Origin of the sequence: Lentzea fradiae (assembly GCF_900100955.1) — a bacterium.
GTDB lineage: Bacteria > Actinomycetota > Actinomycetes > Mycobacteriales > Pseudonocardiaceae > Lentzea > Lentzea fradiae.
Map to the genome: position 1 here is coordinate 16,598 of NZ_FNCC01000013.1, position 16,856 is coordinate 33,453.

15 protein-coding genes are annotated in these 16,856 nt (G+C 71.4%); 3 read left to right on the forward strand and 12 right to left on the reverse strand.

Annotated elements, in window-relative coordinates:
• Nucleotides 1-55 precede the first annotated feature (55 nt).
• Nucleotides 56-1,045: a hypothetical protein gene (locus tag BLT23_RS28490; RefSeq protein ID WP_143036076.1), complete on the reverse strand. Its 990-nt coding sequence runs from the start codon at nt 1,043-1,045 to the stop codon at nt 56-58.
• A 146-nt stretch (nt 1,046-1,191) separates the two neighbouring features.
• On the opposite strand from BLT23_RS28490, the gene BLT23_RS28495 reads away from it, so the two are divergent.
• Nucleotides 1,192-1,860 (forward strand): DNA alkylation repair protein, encoded by a 669-nt coding sequence (locus tag BLT23_RS28495; RefSeq protein ID WP_090054366.1) that lies wholly within the window; start codon nt 1,192-1,194, stop codon nt 1,858-1,860.
• Nucleotides 1,861-1,958: 98 nt separating this feature from the next.
• On the opposite strand, the gene BLT23_RS28500 is transcribed toward BLT23_RS28495, so the two are convergent.
• From BLT23_RS28500 to pheS, 3 genes are all read right to left on the reverse strand, one after another.
• Entirely contained in the window at nt 1,959-2,456 is a 498-nt protein-coding gene (locus BLT23_RS28500; RefSeq protein WP_090054367.1) for a hypothetical protein, read from the reverse strand.
• Nucleotides 2,457-2,821: 365 nt separating this feature from the next.
• Nucleotides 2,822-5,299: a phenylalanine--tRNA ligase subunit beta gene (gene pheT / locus BLT23_RS28505; RefSeq protein ID WP_090054369.1), complete on the reverse strand. Its 2,478-nt coding sequence runs from the start codon at nt 5,297-5,299 to the stop codon at nt 2,822-2,824.
• The gene (pheS, locus tag BLT23_RS28510) at nt 5,299-6,366 is read right to left on the reverse strand and encodes a phenylalanine--tRNA ligase subunit alpha (protein WP_090054371.1); all 1,068 of its coding nucleotides are present in this window, start codon (nt 6,364-6,366) and stop codon (nt 5,299-5,301) included. The genes pheT and pheS overlap by 1 nt, the downstream gene beginning before the upstream one ends.
• 133 nt (nt 6,367-6,499) lie before the next feature.
• Here pheS and BLT23_RS28515 point away from each other — a divergent pair, with 133 nt between their 5' ends.
• Together BLT23_RS28515 and BLT23_RS28520 are read left to right on the forward strand one after the other, a co-directional pair.
• Nucleotides 6,500-8,251: an HSP90 family protein gene (locus BLT23_RS28515; protein ID WP_090054373.1), complete on the forward strand. Its 1,752-nt coding sequence runs from the start codon at nt 6,500-6,502 to the stop codon at nt 8,249-8,251.
• Between the two features lie 2 nt (nt 8,252-8,253).
• Nucleotides 8,254-10,956 (forward strand): tetratricopeptide repeat protein, encoded by a 2,703-nt coding sequence (locus BLT23_RS28520; protein ID WP_090054375.1) that lies wholly within the window; start codon nt 8,254-8,256, stop codon nt 10,954-10,956.
• Here the strand turns inward: BLT23_RS28520 and BLT23_RS28525 are convergent.
• From BLT23_RS28525 to rplT, 8 genes are all read right to left on the reverse strand, one after another.
• Nucleotides 10,953-11,807 carry an ATP-binding cassette domain-containing protein gene (locus BLT23_RS28525; RefSeq protein ID WP_090054377.1) on the reverse strand — a complete coding sequence of 285 codons (855 nt, stop codon included), beginning with the start codon at nt 11,805-11,807 and terminating at the stop codon, nt 10,953-10,955. The genes BLT23_RS28520 and BLT23_RS28525 overlap by 4 nt on opposite strands.
• Nucleotides 11,804-12,202 (reverse strand): GntR family transcriptional regulator, encoded by a 399-nt coding sequence (locus BLT23_RS28530; RefSeq protein WP_218133926.1) that lies wholly within the window; start codon nt 12,200-12,202, stop codon nt 11,804-11,806. Before BLT23_RS28530 ends, BLT23_RS28525 begins: the two co-directional genes overlap by 4 nt.
• 35 nt (nt 12,203-12,237) lie before the next feature.
• Nucleotides 12,238-13,227, reverse strand: a complete 990-nt coding sequence (locus BLT23_RS28535) for an ABC transporter permease subunit (protein WP_090054381.1) — start codon at nt 13,225-13,227, stop codon at nt 12,238-12,240.
• A complete protein-coding gene (locus tag BLT23_RS28540; RefSeq protein ID WP_218133927.1) occupies nt 13,224-13,970 on the reverse strand; it encodes an ABC transporter ATP-binding protein in 747 nt (248 codons plus the stop codon). Before BLT23_RS28540 ends, BLT23_RS28535 begins: the two co-directional genes overlap by 4 nt.
• A 122-nt stretch (nt 13,971-14,092) precedes the next feature.
• Nucleotides 14,093-14,620 carry a hypothetical protein gene (locus tag BLT23_RS28545; RefSeq protein WP_090054385.1) on the reverse strand — a complete coding sequence of 176 codons (528 nt, stop codon included), beginning with the start codon at nt 14,618-14,620 and terminating at the stop codon, nt 14,093-14,095.
• 52 nt (nt 14,621-14,672) lie between these two features.
• Complete coding sequence (locus BLT23_RS28550; protein WP_090054387.1) at nt 14,673-15,557, reverse strand: S41 family peptidase; 885 nt, start codon at nt 15,555-15,557, stop codon at nt 14,673-14,675.
• Nucleotides 15,558-15,594: 37 nt separating this feature from the next.
• Nucleotides 15,595-16,434, reverse strand: a complete 840-nt coding sequence (locus BLT23_RS28555; protein ID WP_090054815.1) for a TrmH family RNA methyltransferase — start codon at nt 16,432-16,434, stop codon at nt 15,595-15,597.
• A complete protein-coding gene (gene rplT, locus BLT23_RS28560) occupies nt 16,431-16,820 on the reverse strand; it encodes a 50S ribosomal protein L20 (RefSeq protein WP_090054389.1) in 390 nt (129 codons plus the stop codon). The genes BLT23_RS28555 and rplT overlap by 4 nt, the downstream gene beginning before the upstream one ends.
• Nucleotides 16,821-16,856: the final 36 nt, after the last annotated feature.

Here is a 16,856-nt window from a genome sequence, read left to right on the forward strand (position 1 = left end):
GCAGCCTACTTCGGCTCGTCCGGTTCCACCCCGGAACGATCGAGAAACAACGGGATCACGGAACGCCCGCGCCGAACGGCACCAGCAGGTCGACCAGCCGGGCCGTGGCGCGGTAGTCGGCGACGCGCTCCGCGAACGGCCGCTGCACGATCCCGCGCACGGTGTCCGGCGACAGGCGCTCGTAGGCCGGGACCGTGTCGTTGCTCAGGAAGTCCCAGCGGTCCTCGCGGTCGGCGTAGTTGAACGCGGGCAGCGGGCCGCCGAGCAGCGGCCGGTACCGCGCGGGCGTCTTGCCGCCCGGCACCGGCATGGGCCCGGCCACGGTGATCGCGTAGGTGACGATCTCTCCGGGAGGCAGCAGCCGGGAGCGCATCCGGTCGAACTGGTCGGCGATCACCAGGTTCTGCTCGCGGAACGAGAACTCCATGACGGCCTGCGCCGGCTCCGCCCACGCCGCGGTGGTGTCCGGGTCGATGATCCCGGCGTCGCGCATCTCCTCGACGGCGGCGATCCCGCCGTGCAGGTAGGCGGCGTGCATCGCGCCGAGGTCCATGAAGATGTGCTTCTGCATCGACATCAGCATCGACGAGAACCAGCGCAGTTCCGGAACGGTGCCGAGATCGAGCATGCCCGCCGCGAACGCGGGCGCGCCGATGTTCGCGAATCCCATCCACCTCAGCGATTGCGGGTGGTCCAGGTAGAGCTTCGCGTAGAAGTCGTAGACCGCGAAGATCACCGAACGGTTCGAGTCGGCGCTGCGCTGCGGATCCCAGTCGGCCAGCCGCACTCCCGCGTCATCGGCGGCGCGCACTATCCAGTACTGCCACAACAACGCTTTGTAGCGCTGCGGGGCGAGGCCCTTCTCCCGGTACGAGACCAGCGCCTGCTCCAGGGCGGCACGGTCGTACGGCAGGTCGGGGTGGACGCCGCCCCGCCTCTCGCCGTTGCCGTTGACCAGCGGCAGATCCAGGTAGCCCACCGAGTCCGCCTTGGTGACACCCATGCTGCCGAGCACGAGCGCCGCCACCACCATAAGCACGCGCATGAACGCGAACTGTATCCGGAACGCGCGTGTTTCCCGTTCACACGTGCGGCGCGTCAAAGGATGCTATGCGAATTCGTTAGCAGTTATGACACGAATGGGGCCAATAATCTCAACAGCGCTACTCCTTATGGCTATACCGTGCGGGCGTGGCACTTGAGGTTCCCTTGATCAAAGCGGTTCGAGCCGGACTCCAGGAGCGCGCGGATTCACGCAAAGCCCCGGAGATGCAGGCGTACATGAAGTCCGCGATGCCGTTCCTCGGCGTGCGGAAACCGGCCCGCGCGGAGCTGCTGAAGACGCTGCCGGTGCCCGACGACCGGGACGAGTGGCTCGACGCCGTGCGGACGTTGTGGCGCGAGGCCACCTACCGCGAGGAGCGCTACGTCGCGCTGGCACTGAGCGGGGACCGGCGCTTCCAGTCACCCGACCTGCTGCCGTGGTTCGACGAGATGATCGTGACCGGCGCTTGGTGGGACTACGTGGACGAGATCGCGTCGAAGCGGATCGGGCCGCTGCTCAGGTCGCACCCGGAGGTCGTACGGCCGTTGATGCTGCGGTGGTCCACCGACGCCGACCGGTGGCGGCGCCGCACGTCGGTGATCTGCCAGCTCGGGGCCAAGGGCGCGACGGACGTGGAGCTGCTCGCGGAGTGCGTCGACGCGAACGTGGCCGATCCCGACTTCTTCCTGCGCAAGGGCATCGGGTGGGCGCTGCGGGAGCTCGCGAAGACCGAGCCCGGCTGGGTGCGGGCGTTCGTCGAGGCCAGGCCGCAGCTGTCACCGCTGTCGCGGCGCGAGGCGCTCAAGCACCTCTGACCGCCTCCCCCTCCGGCCCTCCCGAAGGTAACGCGGGAGTCCCTCGTTTCCTCGTGGGGAACGCGGAGGCCCCGCGTTCCCCACGGGGGAGTCGCAGCTCAGGCGTGCTTGGCGCGGCCGGAGTAGGTGAGCGGGAAGACGAGCTCCGCGCACTCGGCGGGGACGTCCTCCGCCACCTGCACCTGCATGGTCACCTCGACCGCCCCGCCCGCCGGGATCTCCACGACGTCGGTCAGCGGCACGACGGTCAGCACGCCGGCCGGGCACTCCTCGACGCGCTGCTGGGTGGCGTCCAGGGGCTGGCCGGGCACCGCGGAGAGGCTCTCGATGATGATCGCGACCGGGTTCGGGTTGGAGAGGCGGACCGTGCGCTCGCCCTCGGCACCCGGCAGGAGCTCCACGGGCGCGCCGGAGATGTCGTTGATCTCGAACGGCTTGAGCTGCTGCATGCCCGACTCGCCGCTGCTCACGGAGTACGCCATCGCGGGCAGCCGGGGTTCGGGCCAGGTGAGGTGCATGGCCGCCACGACAGCCGCGCCGACCATGAGAATCGTCAACGACACGGCGATCTCAAGGCGCGGACCCAGACTACGCATGGCGCAACTCTCCAGAGTTGTTGCTCCAGGCGGTGGGTTCGCCTCTAGCTCCCCACCGGACCGGCGACCATACTCGCCCGGCGGTTCATCGCTTCGCCCCTCGGCCCAGCGGGCCGCGCCGCCAATCTTGGAGAAGCTTCACCTACTGCGCAAGCGTCTGACGGGCGCCGATTTCCCCTTGTAATCAGGGACTTTCGGCACCTTGACAGCCACGCAGGGCCCTCACCTGCTGGTTTGATTCCAAATCCCGCGAGGCCGGGTTCACCCGAACGAGCGAACTTGACCTACCGAGGCCACTACCGTCCCCGGACGTGTGAAGGCCCGGAACCCGCGCGGGGTTCCGGGCCTTCGCGCAGCGTCACCGATCAGGCACGCAGTGCCGCGCCGAGCCGCTCACCGGCGGCGGCGACGGCGGCGTCACGGGCCGACGTGGCCTCCTCCACCGTCAGCGTCCGGTCCGGCGCGCGGAAGCGCAGCGAGTACGCCAGCGACTTCTTGCCCTCGCCCACCTGCTCGCCCGTGTAGACGTCGAACAGGCGGAGGTCCTCCAGCAGGTCGCCCGCGGACGCGCCCAAGACCTCCGTCACCGACTGCACCGGCACGGAGGCGTCCACGACGAGCGCCACGTCCAGCAGCACCGGCGGGTACGGGGACACGACGGGGGCCGGGCGGTGGTCGTCCAGCGGCAGCGCGTCCAGGTCGAGCTCGAACGCCACGGTCCGCTTGGGCAGGCCCAGCTTCTCGACGACCTTCGGGTGCAGCTCACCGGCGTGCCCGACGGGCCAGTCGCCCACCCGCAGCTCGGCGCACCGGCCGGGGTGCCACGGCAGCAGGTCCGACTGCACGACCCGCAGCGTGACGCCGTACGCCTGACCGACCCGGCGGGCCGCCTCGACGGCGTCCGGCCAGTCGGCCTGACGGCCCTTGCCCCACCAGCCGGCCAGCTCGCGGTGGCCCGTGAGCACACCGGCGACGTGCAGCGGCTGCTGCGGCAGCGCGGCGAGCATCGAGGCCACCTCTGCCTCCGTCGGGCGGCGTTCGACGCCGAGCGACGGGACCGGGACCTGCTGCGCGCGCGGCAGCGTCACCTGGGCGACGTTGTAGAGCGCGACGTCCTTCGCACCGCGGGCGAGGTTGCGCTGCAACGTCTCCAGCAGCCCGGGCAGCAGCGTCGTCGCCAGCGCGTTCTTGTCCGACTCCAGCGGGTTCAGCACGCCGACCGTGTTGCGGCGGACGTCGTCCTCCGCCAGGCCGAACGCGTCGAACACCGCCGGGTCGATGAACGGGAACGGCTTGACCTCGACGAACCCGTCCTCGGCCAGCGTGCGCCACACGGTGCGGCGGCGGCGCTGCTGCTCGGTCAGGCCGCGGCCCGCGGGGGCGGGCGGCAGCACCGAGGGGATCGTGTCGTACCCCTCCAGCCGCAGCACCTCCTCCACCAGGTCGGCGGGCTGCACGAGGTCAGCGCGCCACGTGGGCGGCACGGCCGTGACGATCGTCTGGCCGTCGTCGGAGGTCGTCACCGACACCTGGCAGCCGATCTGGCCCAGGCGGCGGGCCGTGACGCCCCGCGCGTAGCGGACGCCCGCGACGCGGTCGGGCAGGTCGATCGGCATCGACACCGGCTCCGGCAGCGTGGGGGCGCCGACGTCGGTGCGGCCGGGCTTGATCGAGCCCTCGGCGTAGTGGTTGAGCAGCTTCGCGGCCCGCTCCAGCGCGACCGGCGCGAGAGCGGGGTCGACGGTGCGCTCGAAGCGCTTCGCGGCCTCCGACGGCAGCTTGTGCCTGCGGACCGTGCGCGCGATCGACGCGGGGTCCCAGTTCGCGGCCTCCAGCAGGATGTCCGAGGAGTCGTCCCGGACCTCCGTGGAGGCGCTGCCCATGACACCGGCGAGCGAGATGACGCCGGAGTCGTCGGCGATCACGATGTCGTCGATGTCGAGCGCACGCACCGAGTCGTCCAGCGTCGTGAGCTTCTCCCCCGCCAGCGCGCGGCGCACCGTCAGCGCGCCGGAGAGGGCGGAGGCGTCGAACGCGTGCAGCGGCTGGCCCAGCTCGAGCATCACGTAGTTGGTGACGTCGACCGGCAGCGAGATCGACCGCATGCCCGCGAGCATCAGGCGGCGGCGCATCCACCACGGGGTGGGCGCGGTCGGGTCGACCCCGGTGACCCGGCGCGCGACGAACCGCGAGCACGCCGCGCGGTCCTCGATGTGGACGGGCCACGCCTCGCCCTCGGGCTCGGGGATCTCGACGACACCGGGGTCGCCGAACGGCACGTCGAGCGCGCAGGCGATCTCGCGAGCCAGGCCGCGCACCGAGAACGCGTAGCCGCGGTCGGGGGTCGGCGCCAGCTCGATGACGCTGTCGTTCAGGCCGAGCAGCTCCACGGCGTCGTCGCCGGGCTGCGCGGTGCCGGTGGGCAGCACCAGGATGCCGGAGTGGTCGTCGCCGATGCCGAGCTCGTCGGCGGCGCAGATCATGCCCTGCGACACGCGCCCGTACGTCTTGCGCTCAGCGATCGCGAAGTCGCCCGGCAGCACGGCGCCAGGCAGCGCGACGACGACCGAGTCGCCCTCGACGAAGTTCGTGGCACCGCAGATGATCTGGTTGACCTGCTCGGGGCCGACCTCGACCTTGCAGTAGCGGATCGGCTTCTTGAACTCGGTGAGCTCCTCGATCTCCACGACGCGACCGGCGACGATCGGGCCGGTCACGGGACCGAGCGGGCTCACCTCCTCGACCTCGATGCCGATGCGCGTGAACGCGTCGGCGAGCTCGTCGGGGGTGGGGACCTCGTCGAAACCGAGGTGTTCGACCAGCCAGCTGACCGGGACGCGCATCATGCCTCCGTTCCGAAGGGCTGGGTGAAGCGGACGTCGCCCTCGACCATGTCGCGCATGTCGGGCAGCCCGTTGCGGAACTGCAGCGTGCGCTCCAGGCCCATGCCGAACGCGAAGCCGGAGTAGACGTCCGGGTCGACGCCGGTGGCGCGCAGGACGTTGGGGTTGACCATGCCGCAGCCGCCCCACTCGACCCAGCCCGCGCCGCCCTTCTTCTCCGGGAACCACACGTCGACCTCGGCCGACGGCTCGGTGAAGGGGAAGAACGAGGGACGCAGGCGGGTCTTCGAGTCCTCGCCGAACATCGCGCGGGCGAACGCGTCGAGCGTGCCCTTGAGGTGGCCCATCGTGAGGCCCTTGTCGACCGCGAGACCCTCGACCTGGTGGAACACCGGGGTGTGGGTCGCGTCGAGCTCGTCGGTGCGGAACGTGCGGCCGGGGCACACCACGTACACCGGCAGGTCGCGCTCGAGCAGCGTGCGGGCCTGGACCGGGGAGGTGTGGGTGCGCAGGACCAGCTGCGAGTCGCCGGGCTCGATGTAGAAGGTGTCCTGCATCGAGCGGGCGGGGTGGTCCTTGCCGAAGTTCAGCGCGTCGAAGTTGAACCACTCGGTCTCGAGCTCCGGCCCCTCGGCGATCTCGTAGCCCATGGCCACGAAGACGTCGCCGATGCGCTCGGCGAGGGTGGTGATCGGGTGGCGCGCGCCGCGCGGGAAGCGGTCCCACGGCAGCGTGACGTCGACGGACTCCTCGCGCAGCACCCGCTCGTCGCGCTCGGCCTGGAGCACGGCGAAGCGCTCGTCGAACGCGGTCTTGATCGCGGACTGCGCCTGGTTGACCCGCTTGCCGGCCTCCGCCTTCGCCTTGGGGGGAAGGGCACCGATCTCGCGGCGGGCGAGCAGCACGGGCGAGCGGTCACCGAGGTGACCCGGCTTGACCGAGGCGAGCGCCTCGAGGTCGGCCGCGCCGGCGAACGCCTCGCGCGCCTTCCGGACGGCCGCGTCGAGGTTCTCGGCCGACAGCGCCGCGACCTCCTTGGGGTCGTACGGGTCGTTGGCTCCGGACATGGTGGTAGGACAGCTCCCGTCACGGACTTCGGTAGTGAACAGGCCGATCGTAGTAGGTGCGGCGGCCAGCGCTTCCGGACGTTCGGTTAAACGGGGGCGTCGAGCGCTCCTCCGTCTTTAGGATGTCGGCATCATGTCGCACACCTTCCGCGTCGACCTGCGCGGCATCATCGACCTGCTGAGCCACCACCTGTACAGCAGCCCGCGCGTCTACGTGCGGGAACTGCTCCAGAACGCCGTGGACGCGATCACCGCCAGGCGCGAGCTCGACCCCGCCTGCCCGGCCGGCGTGACGATCACCTGCGGCCGCACGCTGACGATCACCGACACCGGTGTCGGACTCACCGAGCAGGAGGTGCACGAGCTGCTCTCGACGCTCGGCCGCACCTCCAAGCGCGACGAGCTGGGCTTCGCCCGCGACGGGTTCCTCGGCCAGTTCGGCGTCGGGATGCTGTCGTGCTTCCTGGTCGCCTCGTCGGTGACCGTCGTCACGCGGTCGGCCCGCGGCGGGCCGGGCGTGCGGTGGGAGGCGGACTCCTCCGGCAACTACACCGTGTCCGCTGTGGACGGTGACGTGCCGGTCGGCACCACGGTCGTGCTGACCGCCTCGCGGGGCAACGAGCACTGGCTCGAAGCCGACGTGGTGGGGCCGCTGGTGAAGGACTACGGAGACCTGCTGCCCGCGGCCGTGACGCTGGACGGCGCGGTGGTCACCCGCGGCGAGCGGCCGTGGGACGACGAGGACGCCGACCTGTCCGCCTACTGCGAGCAGGTGATGGGGTTCACGCCGTTCGAGGCGATCCCGATCGAGGTCGAGGCGGCGGGGCTGACCGGTGTCGCGTTCGTGCTGCCGTCGGGTGTCCACCCGGGAACGCGGCAGACGCACCGGGTGTACCTGAAGCGAATGCTCGTCGGCGACAACGTCGAGGGCCTGCTGCCGGACTGGGCGTACTTCGTGCGGTGCGTGGTCGACGCGTCGTCGGTCAGGCCGACGGCGTCGCGCGAGTCGCTGTACCAGGACGAGATGCTGATGGCGGTGCGCGAGGAGCTGGGCGAGCAGATCCGCGACTGGCTGATCAGGCTGGACGCGATCGAGCCGCGCCGCGCGGGCGAGCTGCTGGCCGCGCACCACCTCGGCATCAAGTCGCTCGCGCGTTCGGACGACGAGATGCTGCGGCTGGTCGAGCGCTGGCTGCCGTTCGAGACCACGGACGGCCCGGTCCCGTTGCGGCAGTTCAAGCGCAAGCACGGCGCGATCCTCTACATCCCCGACGTCGACGAGTTCCACCAGCTCGCCCCGGTCGCCGCCGCGCAGGGCCTCGGCCTGGTGAACGCCGGCTACGCCTACGACCTGGAGCTGCTCAACCGCCTCGGCGCGCTCGACGGCCCGTCCGTCGCGCGCCGGGTGGCGCCGTCGGAGCTGCTGGCCGCGCTCGCCGACCCGGAACCGGACGTCGAGGCGGCGTTGCGGCTGCGGCTGTCCGAGGGCGCCGCGGCGCTCGACCGGCACGACTGCGACGCGGTGGTCCGCGACTTCGACCCCGTCTCGCTGCCCGCGCTGCTGATCACCAACGCCGAGCAGCAGCGCAAGCTCGACACCGAGCAGACCGCGGAGGAGACGACCGACCCGCTGTGGGCGGAGCTGCTCGGCCAGCTGACGGCGGGCTCCTCGTCGTCGCGGGCGGAGCAGCTGGTGCTCAACTGCCGCAACCCGCTGGTGCAGCGGCTGGCGAGGCTGACCGACCCGGCGCTCGTCGAGCTGACCCTCGAATCTCTGTACGTGCACGCCGTGCTCCAGGCACGGCGTGCGATGCGACCGAAGGACACGGCGGCGCTCAACCGCTCGTTCCTGGAACTGCTGGACCGCGCCGTTGGGGGCAAGTGAGCATGGCCGACTTCACCGCGCAGGACGCCGAGCAGGCGTTCCTCGACGCGTACAACATGCCGACGGGCATGCCGAAGCACGAGGCGCTGGAGCGGGTGGCGCGCATGGCCGACGCGCTCGGGCACCTGCCGCTCGGCGTGTCGTGCCGGATCGCGATGATCGACTCCGCGTACTACCTCTCGCGCTACGACCTGATGCTCGCGCCGTTCGCGTGGGCGCGGGCCGCGGAGGAGAAGGACCCGGAGGCGTTCAACGAGTACGAGGTCCACTCGCTGAACTGGTCGCACAAGTGGATCGCCACGGGTCTGCGGCGCGACCCGCGGTTCTCGCTGGAGCAGGTCGAGGCCGTGATCGGGCAGCTCGCGGATCGCTACGGGCGCCTGGGTTTCTCGGCCCAGCCGGTGCACGGCGCGCGGGCGGAGCTCGCCTACCACGTCGGTGACACGACCGGCCTCGCCGAGCACCTCGGCCGCTACCTCGCCACCGAGCGCGGCCCGATGGCCGACTGCGAGGCGTGCGTGGTCGAGGAGCAGGTCTGGATGCTGTCGCGGCTGGGCAGGCACCAGGAGGCCGCCGCGCACGGCTGGGAGGGCCTGTCCGGCCAGACCGGCTGCGCCACCCAGCCGCAGGGCATCCTGTCGGCGTTGCTGTGGCCGTTGCTGGAGATCGGTGACCTGGAACGGGCCGCGCACGCGCACACGACGGCGTACCGGTTGATCAAGGACGACGAGATCACCTCGTACGTGCACGAGCACATCCGGTTCTGCGCGCTCACCGGCAACGTGGCGCGCGGCGAGGAGATCCTGCGGCGGTCGCTGCACAAGGTGACCGCGACCCAGCTGCCCGCCGACGAGATGTCGTTCGCCGAGTCCGCTTCGGTTCTGCTGCGACGGCTCCCGCCCGACGTCGTCTTCGACGTGCCGCAGGTCGGCTCCCTCACCGCGGCCGAGCTGCTCGACCGGTTGTCGGCGCGGGCGCGAGAGCTCGCGAAGGCGTTCGACGAGCGCAACGGCACACCGGCGTGGGAAGGACGGGTGGCTCAGGCGCTGGCGCAGCCCGACTACCCGCACGTCGAGCTGGCCGTGCCCGCCGCGCCGGTGGCCGCGCCCACCGGCGAACCGCTCGTGTCCGGCGACCCGGTGGAGATCGCCGAGTCGATGGTGGCGCTCTACGAGCAGGGCGACTTCGTGACGGCGCGGCGGATGCTCGACTCGCTGCCCGCCGACATGGACCCGTTGCTGCCGCCCGACCTCGCGGCGCACGCGGGCATCCGGCGGATGACGACGGGGCTGGTGCCGTTCGACCTGGAGGCGTTCGACGAGCTGGCGGCGGTGCTGCCGCACGACCTCGCGCTGCGGTACCGGGCCCGCCTCGCGATCGGCCTCGAAGGCGGTCTGGAGCTGGCCGAGCGGTGCCTCGCCGAGGCGACGTCCGACTACACCAGGACGGTCGCGGCACTGACGCTGGCCGAGCTGTACGACCGCACCGAGGCGCACGAGCGGGCGGCGGAGATGATCGCGCTCGTGTCCTCTTTGGACGTTGCGGACCTGCGCGGCAGGGTCGCCGTGGAGACGGCGGAACACCGTGCCCGGCAACAGGACCTCGACGGCGCGCTCACCGAGATCACGGCGGTGATGGCAGGCGAGCTGCCGTTGAACGCGCGGTTCGAGGGCTACCGGCTCAAGCTGCGGCTGGAGACGCTGCTGCGGCGCGTGCCGGAAGCCGTGGCGACGGCGCGGGAGTTCGTGGCCGCGTTCCCGCCGCCGGAGTCCGCGGAGGCGCGCTGGTACCAGGTCGCGGCCATCCAGGAGCTGGACCAGGAAGGTGCCTGCCTGGCCGACCTGCGCGAGGCCGTGGCGATCTCGCGCGCGCACCTGTCCCCCGGCCACACCGCGCACTTCTGCTTCGCGCTGAGCGGTGGCTACGTCCAGACCGACAGGTTCGTCGAGGCGGCCGAGGTGCTGGAGGAGGCGCTGCGGCTGGTGCAGGAGGGCCAGGAAGACCTGCGGCTGCAGATCGTCTTCCGGCTCGGGCAGGTGTGCCGCAAGCTCGGCGAGCTGCCCGCCGCCGAACGGCACCTGCGCGAGGCGGCGGAGCTGCTGCCCGCCGAGGAGACCGCGCGCAGGGCGTTCCTGCTCGACGCGCTCGCGTCCGTGCAGGGCAGGCTGGACAAGCACGACGAGGCGACGGCGTCCTGGCGGGCGGCCGCCGCGCTGTGGCAGCAGGAGGGCGACGTCTCGGAGGCGATCGGCTCGCTGGTCGAGCTGGCGTCGACCCTGCCCGACGACGAGGTGGCCGAGACGACCTCCGCCATCGACGAGGCCGAGGCGCTGCTCGCGTCGCTCGACGACCCGGCGGAGGTGACGCGGCGGCAGGCCGAGATCCTCGCGATCCGCGCGTGGGTGCACACGCAGGCGGGCGAGTTCCCGCTGGCGATGAAGCACTACCGCGACACCGAGGCCCTCGTGACGTCGCTGGGCGACCACAACTGGCGGGTGTTCGTGGTGCTGCGGGCCGCGCAGGTGCTGCTGGGCGCCGACGACGCGGAGGGCGCCGAGGCCGAGGCACGCAGGGCCGCGTCACTGCTGCCCGACGACGCCCAGGTGGGCAACGTGCTCTCGGTGCTGTCGGAAGCGTTGCACCGTCAGAACAAGCCGTCCGGCACGGACCCGTTGGTGCGGGAGCTGACGGCCAGGCTGGACTAGCGTTTCCGCCTGTCGCGCGACGCGCGCAGGTAGCCCATCACCAACGACTCCAGGTCGGGTGCCACCTCCGCCCAGCCAGGTGGCACCGGCCCGGCGTCGCGCAGCAGCACCGTGGCCTGGCGCTGCGTGCGGGTCGCACTGACGCGCGCACCCTCCAGTTCGGACTCACCGGTGACCGGGCCGAGGAGTATCCGGTGCCGTGCCAGCACTTCCTCGACGTCGCCCTCGATCTGCACCCGGCCGGCGTCGACCAGGAGGAGGTGGTCGCACACCTCGCGCAGGTCGGTGAGCAGGTGCGAGGACATCACCACCGTCGTGCCCCGGTCGGCGACCTCCGCCATGAGGATGCGCAACGTCTCGTCGCGGGCCAGCGGGTCGAGGTCGGACAGCGGTTCGTCCAGGAGCAGCAGCCGGGGCAGCCTGCCCAGCGCCAGCGCGATGGCCACCTGGGTGCGGGCCCCCGCGGACAGGGTGCGGATCTCGGCGTTCTCGTCCACCCCGGCCTGCAACGCGAGCACCTCCTCGACCCTGCCGGTGGACCAGCGGTCGTTCATGGACGCGCCGAGACGCGCCATCTCCCGCACCGTGAGGTTGCCGTAGAGCGGCCGGTCCTGCGCCAGGAACGACACGTCCGGGTGGATGCGCCCGCGCACCGGCGTGCCGAACACCCGCAGCTCACCGGTGGTCGGGCGGACGAGACCCGCCGCCATGCGCAGCAGGGTGCTCTTGCCCGCGCCGTTCGGGCCGACCAGGGCGACGACCTTGCCCTCGGGAACCGAGAAGGTGCAGTCTCGGACCGCCCAGCGAGCGCGGTACCGCTTGCCCACGGCCGTGGCGGCCAACGGAGTCATGGTCGTTCCTCGACGGGGTAGTGCTCGTCGCGGACCGCGGAGTACAGGGCGTCGACGTCCTCGACGTCGAGACCGCCCTCCCGCGCGCGGCCCATCCAGCGAGCCAGTTCCTTGCGCAACGGCGCGTCGTCCCCCGCGGTCGCCTCGGAGGACAGCGACTTGGTCACGTAGGTGCCCAGGCCGCGACGGCCCTCCACGAGCCCTTCGCGTTCGAGCTCGCGGTACGCCTTGAGCACGGTGTTGGGGTTGACGGCGGTCGCCTCGACCACCTCCCGCGCCGCTGGCAGCCGGTCACCGGGGGCCAGCAGTCCCAGCCGCAGGGCTTGCTTGACCTGCTTGACGATCTGCATGTAGGTGGAGACCCCCGAGTGCCGGTCGATCCGGAACTCGATCACGTCGGCCAGCATAGGTGCTGCGGTCGCGGGCCCGCTCAGCCTTGCCGGCGCAGGGCCCACACGGTGCCCGCCAGCAGCAGGACCGCGAGCCCTCCGTAGAGCGCCGCGTCGTAGACGTGCGCCAGCCAGGCGCTGCCGTCAGGGATGACGGTCAGGTAGCTCTTCACCGAGCCCTTCTCCGCCAGGCACGCCGTGAAGACGTCCTGCGCGTCCGGCCCTTCCGGGGCCGACGCCTTGCAGGCGTCGATCACCGCGAGGGACTCCCCCTTCGGCACCGGCCGCCCCGCGGCGTCGAGCATGCCCGACTCCAGCTCCAGGCCGCCGTCCGCGCGCAGGTTCACGTCCGAGGTCACCGGGGCCTCCCGCCGCTCGGACGGCACCCACCTGCTCGCCACCCCGGACAGGACGACGCGCAGCGCGACGAACGCGGTGAGTCCCGCGGTCATCGCCACAAGGGTGCGGCGGGTCACGGCGCCGAGGAAGGCACCGAGCAGGAAGGCGACGAGCGCGTACGCTGCCGGGGAGACGTGGTCGATGCCGAAGTTGAAGGGGTTGAACGGACCGTTCAACCGCGGCCCCAGCACGCCGGCGGCGGTCAGCCACCACCACACCAGGTACTGCAGCAAGACCAGCACCACCAGTGCGGGCACCAGTGCGACGACCAGCTTGACGAACATCCACCGGGTGCGGCTCACGGACTGGGTGAAGGCCAGCACGTGGGTGCCCTGCTCCAGTTCCGCGGCGAACAGCGGCGCGCCGAGGAACACGCCGATCAGGGCGGGCAGCACGATGATCAGGAAACGGGCGGCTTCGAAGAGATAGTCCCACTCCGTCACGAACGCCTTCACCGCACCGTCCGGCGCGGGACACTCGTCGAGCGTCGTGACGCACTGCGTGAGCTGCGCGGAGGCGAGCGCGTCGAGCATGTTCGACCGCAGCAGGACGATGACGCCCGCACCGACGACGAGCGCTCCGATGAGCACGAGCAACTGAAGGCGCTGCAACCGCAGCGTGGCCCAGATCATGCCGCTTCCTCCTGTGCCGCCGCGCGCATGTGGTGGAGGACGAGCTGACCGAGCGGGGTGCCGTCGGCGCTGAGCCGGTTCACATCTCCCGCCAGCACGATCCGTCCACTGTGGAGCAGCACGAGATGGTCGCACACCCCTTCGAGCTCCGCCAGCACGTGCGAGGACAGCACGACCGTGATGCCTTGGGTCCTCGCCTCGGCCAGCAACGCGCGCAACACCGCCTCGCGGGCGAGCGGGTCCAGGTCCGCCAGCGGCTCGTCGAGCAGCAGCAGCCGCGGGCGCTTGCCCAGCGCCAGCGCCAGCGCGACGCGGGTGCGCTGACCGCCGGACAGCGTGCCCACCTTCGCGTTCATCGGCACTTTCGCCTGCTCCACCAGGCGCTCGGCGTACCGCTGGTCCCAGGCGGGGTTCGTCCGCGCGCCGAACTCCAGCGTCTCGGCCACGGTGAGCTGCTTGTACAACGGCTTCTGCTGCGCCAGGTACGACACCGCCGGGTGCAGTCCCCTCCCCGTCGGCCGGTCACCGAAGACGGTGATCGACCCGGCCGTGGGACGCGACATCCCGGTGACCAGGCCCATCAGCGTGCTCTTGCCGGCACCGTTCGGACCGACCAGCGCCACGACGCGGTTGTGCGGGATGACCAGGGACACCGGCCGCAACGCCCAGCCCCTGCGGTACTTCTTGCCCACGCCGTCGGTGTGGACGGGAAGCGCCGGTCCGGAGTGACTTCGGGTGCTCACCGCCACCTCCTTTCGAGATCGAGGACAGCACCGTAACACCTTTCACTATTTCACTAGTGAAAGGTGTTACCCATGCCTCCCGGAGGCAACCCCGGCGGTGGGTGCGGCGTCCTACCGCGCGGTCACACCATGCCCTCGCGCAGGAGACGACCGCTCGCGTCGTACGCCCGGCCCACCATCGTCAGGTTCCTGAGGTCGTCCGAATAGGCGCAGAGGTAGACGTCGCCGTGCAGCTCGGCCTTGACCACCTCGCCATCGGCCAGCCGGAACTCCAGAACGGCGACCTCGGGACCGACCCGTCCGACGCCGACGACGCTGTCGTCGGGCAGGAGGACCCCCACACCGCCCGCGAAGTAGCGGTCGTCCGGCGGTCCCACCTTCGCCTTGCTGGTCGTCCAGGCCCCGGTGACCCGGTAGGTGCAACTGACGAGCTCGTCATCGGTGACGCCCACCTCCAGCACCTGGCCCTCCAGCATCCGCAGGACGTGGCGGCGGTAGTCCGGCGGACGCTCGCACCCGTCGCCCATGATCGTCTCGATCGACGGCGCCGTCGGCGTCCCGGCGATGGCATGGACGCCACCCACGCCGTAACCGAAGGCCAGCGTGGCGACCACCGCGAGCCCGACTGGCACGAACCCGGTGATTTTCATGTCTCCTACCAATGCCGGAGGTCCAGGGCGACGACCGCCCGCCGGGGAGAGATCACGCGATGGCCGCGACCGCCTTCTCGTAGGCGACGTCGAACGCCTCGCCGGCCGGGACCGCGATGTCCGGGACCACGCCGACGCCCTCCCAGTTGGTGCCGGAGACCGGGTTGACCGCGCGGCCGTTCGGGATGGACGACTTGAGGTGCGGGCCGACGCGGTAGCGGCTGCCGGGGTGCGCGCCGCCCTTGGTGGTCTCACCGACGAGCGTGGCACGCCCGTTCTGCTGGAGGTCGTAGCTCAGCTCCTCCGCGCCGGAGAACGTGCGGGCGCTGGTGAGGACGTAGACCGGCTTCGTGCCGCCGAACTTCGGGCCCGGGACGTGCGGCAGAGTCCAGAACTGCCTCGTGGAGTCGTCCGGGCGGTTGTAGATGTCGTTGAGGTGCACGGGTTCGTCGAACAGGTAGCTGCAGACGAGCGCGACCGTGTTCGGGTCACCGCCGCCGTTCTCGCGCAGGTCGATGATCAACGCTTTGGTGTGGGCCAGGATGGTCATCGCGGCGATGAAGGCCGGGGTGGCGAACTCGGCCGGGTGCAGGAGGCTCAGCTCCAGCAGGCCGATGTTGCCCTCCAGGCGCTCGACCCTGCGGATGCCGAACGCGTCCTGCTCGGCCGCCCTCCGGTACTCCTCCGGGTCCCACGCCTCGTCCTCACCGGTCTCCGGCACCTCCTCCTCGCTGTGCAGCAACCGGAGGTGCTTGTCCCCGTTGACCGTCTGCATGTCCTCGGTCACGAGCTTGGCGAACCCCTGGTCGTCCAGACCGGAGTAGACGCCCTCGGCGTGCCGGGCGCGCAGGACCTTCGCGACCTCGTCGGCCACGTCGGGGAACACGTAGTAGGAAGCGAGCTGGGAGCAGAGGAGTTCTAGTTCGCGTTCACGCACCGGACGTACGGTAATCGCGCGTCCGGTACGCGTCAGCTCAATTCCGCTGGTCCCGCGCGGAGGCGTAGAGGCACACCGCGGCGGCCGTCGCGAGGTTCAGGCTCTCGGCCGCCCCGTACAGCGGCACCTTCAGCGACGTGTCGAGCTTCGCGACCACGTCGTCGGGCAGGCCGTGCGCCTCGCTGCCGAACACCCACGCCGTGGGCCGGCTCAGCTCACCCTGCGCGGAGGCCGCGACCAGGTCCTGCTCCGCGTAGCCGTCGGCGGCCACGAGCCGCAGACCGGCCCGGCGGCACGCGGCGAAGACCTCGTCCGCGTCGCGGGAGCGGGCGATCGGCAGGTGGAAGAGCGAGCCCGTGGAGGCGCGCACGCACTTGCCGTTGTGCGGGTCGACCGTGTCGCCGGCGAAGATCACCGCGTCCGCGCCCGCCGCGTCCGCCACGCGCGTGACGGTGCCCGCGTTGCCCGGGTCGGAGACCCCGTGCAGCACGGCGACGAGCCGGGGCGTGCCCCCCAGCGCGACGTCGAGGGGCTGCGGCACGACGTCGCAGACCGCGACGAGACCCTGCGGCGTGACCGTCTCCGACAGGGACGCTGCCGCCTTGTCGTCGACGTCGCTGATCCGGACGCCCTGCGACCTCGCCGCCTGCAACAGCTCGGCGTTGCGCTCGGCGGCCGTGGCGGTGACGAACAGCTCGTGCACCGCGCCGCCGGTCCAGGCGAGTGCCTCGCGCACGGCCTGGGCTCCCTCGACGAGGAAACGCCCTGCCTTGTCACGACCCTGGCGGCGCGTCAGGTGGCGAGCAGCAACGACCCGAGGCGTCCGTTCGGTGAACGGAGCTGCCTCGGGTCGGTGTGCTCGGGCGTGCTGGCTCAGGCCCTGTCCCCGGCCGGAGCGTTCACGTCGGCCGGGAGCGCGCCGCGCGCGATCTCGACCAGCGCCGCGAAGGCGGTGGCGTCGGTGACGGCGAGGTCCGCGAGGATCTTGCGGTCGACCTCGACGCCGCCCAGGCGCAGACCCTGGATCAGGCGGTTGTAGGTCATGCCGTTCGCGCGGGCGGCGGCGTTGATCCGCTGGATCCACAGCTTGCGGAAGTCGCCCTTGCGCGCACGCCGGTCGCGGTACGCGTAGTTGAGCGAGTGGAGCACCTGCTCCTTGGCCTTGCGGTACAGCCTCGAGCGCTGGCCGCGGTAACCGCTGGCGAGCTCGAGGGTGGTACGGCGCTTCTTCTGGGCGTTCACAGCCCGCTTGACGCGTGCCACGGGTCCATCCTGTCGATCTCATGGGGAGCGAGGGGT

Coding starts and splice junctions, on each gene's coding strand:
- BLT23_RS28490 (WP_143036076.1), bottom strand. CDS start 1,045: ATGCGCGTGCTTATGGTGGTGGCGGCGCTCGTGCTCGGCAGCATGGGT.
- BLT23_RS28500 (WP_090054367.1), bottom strand. CDS start 2,456: ATGCGTAGTCTGGGTCCGCGCCTTGAGATCGCCGTGTCGTTGACGATT.
- pheT (WP_090054369.1), bottom strand. CDS start 5,299: ATGCGCGTCCCGGTCAGCTGGCTGGTCGAACACCTCGGTTTCGACGAG.
- pheS (WP_090054371.1), bottom strand. CDS start 6,366: ATGTCCGGAGCCAACGACCCGTACGACCCCAAGGAGGTCGCGGCGCTG.
- BLT23_RS28515 (WP_090054373.1), top strand. CDS start 6,500: ATGTCGCACACCTTCCGCGTCGACCTGCGCGGCATCATCGACCTGCTG.
- BLT23_RS28520 (WP_090054375.1), top strand. CDS start 8,254: ATGGCCGACTTCACCGCGCAGGACGCCGAGCAGGCGTTCCTCGACGCG.
- BLT23_RS28525 (WP_090054377.1), bottom strand. CDS start 11,807: ATGACTCCGTTGGCCGCCACGGCCGTGGGCAAGCGGTACCGCGCTCGC.
- BLT23_RS28535 (WP_090054381.1), bottom strand. CDS start 13,227: ATGATCTGGGCCACGCTGCGGTTGCAGCGCCTTCAGTTGCTCGTGCTC.
- BLT23_RS28545 (WP_090054385.1), bottom strand. CDS start 14,620: ATGAAAATCACCGGGTTCGTGCCAGTCGGGCTCGCGGTGGTCGCCACG.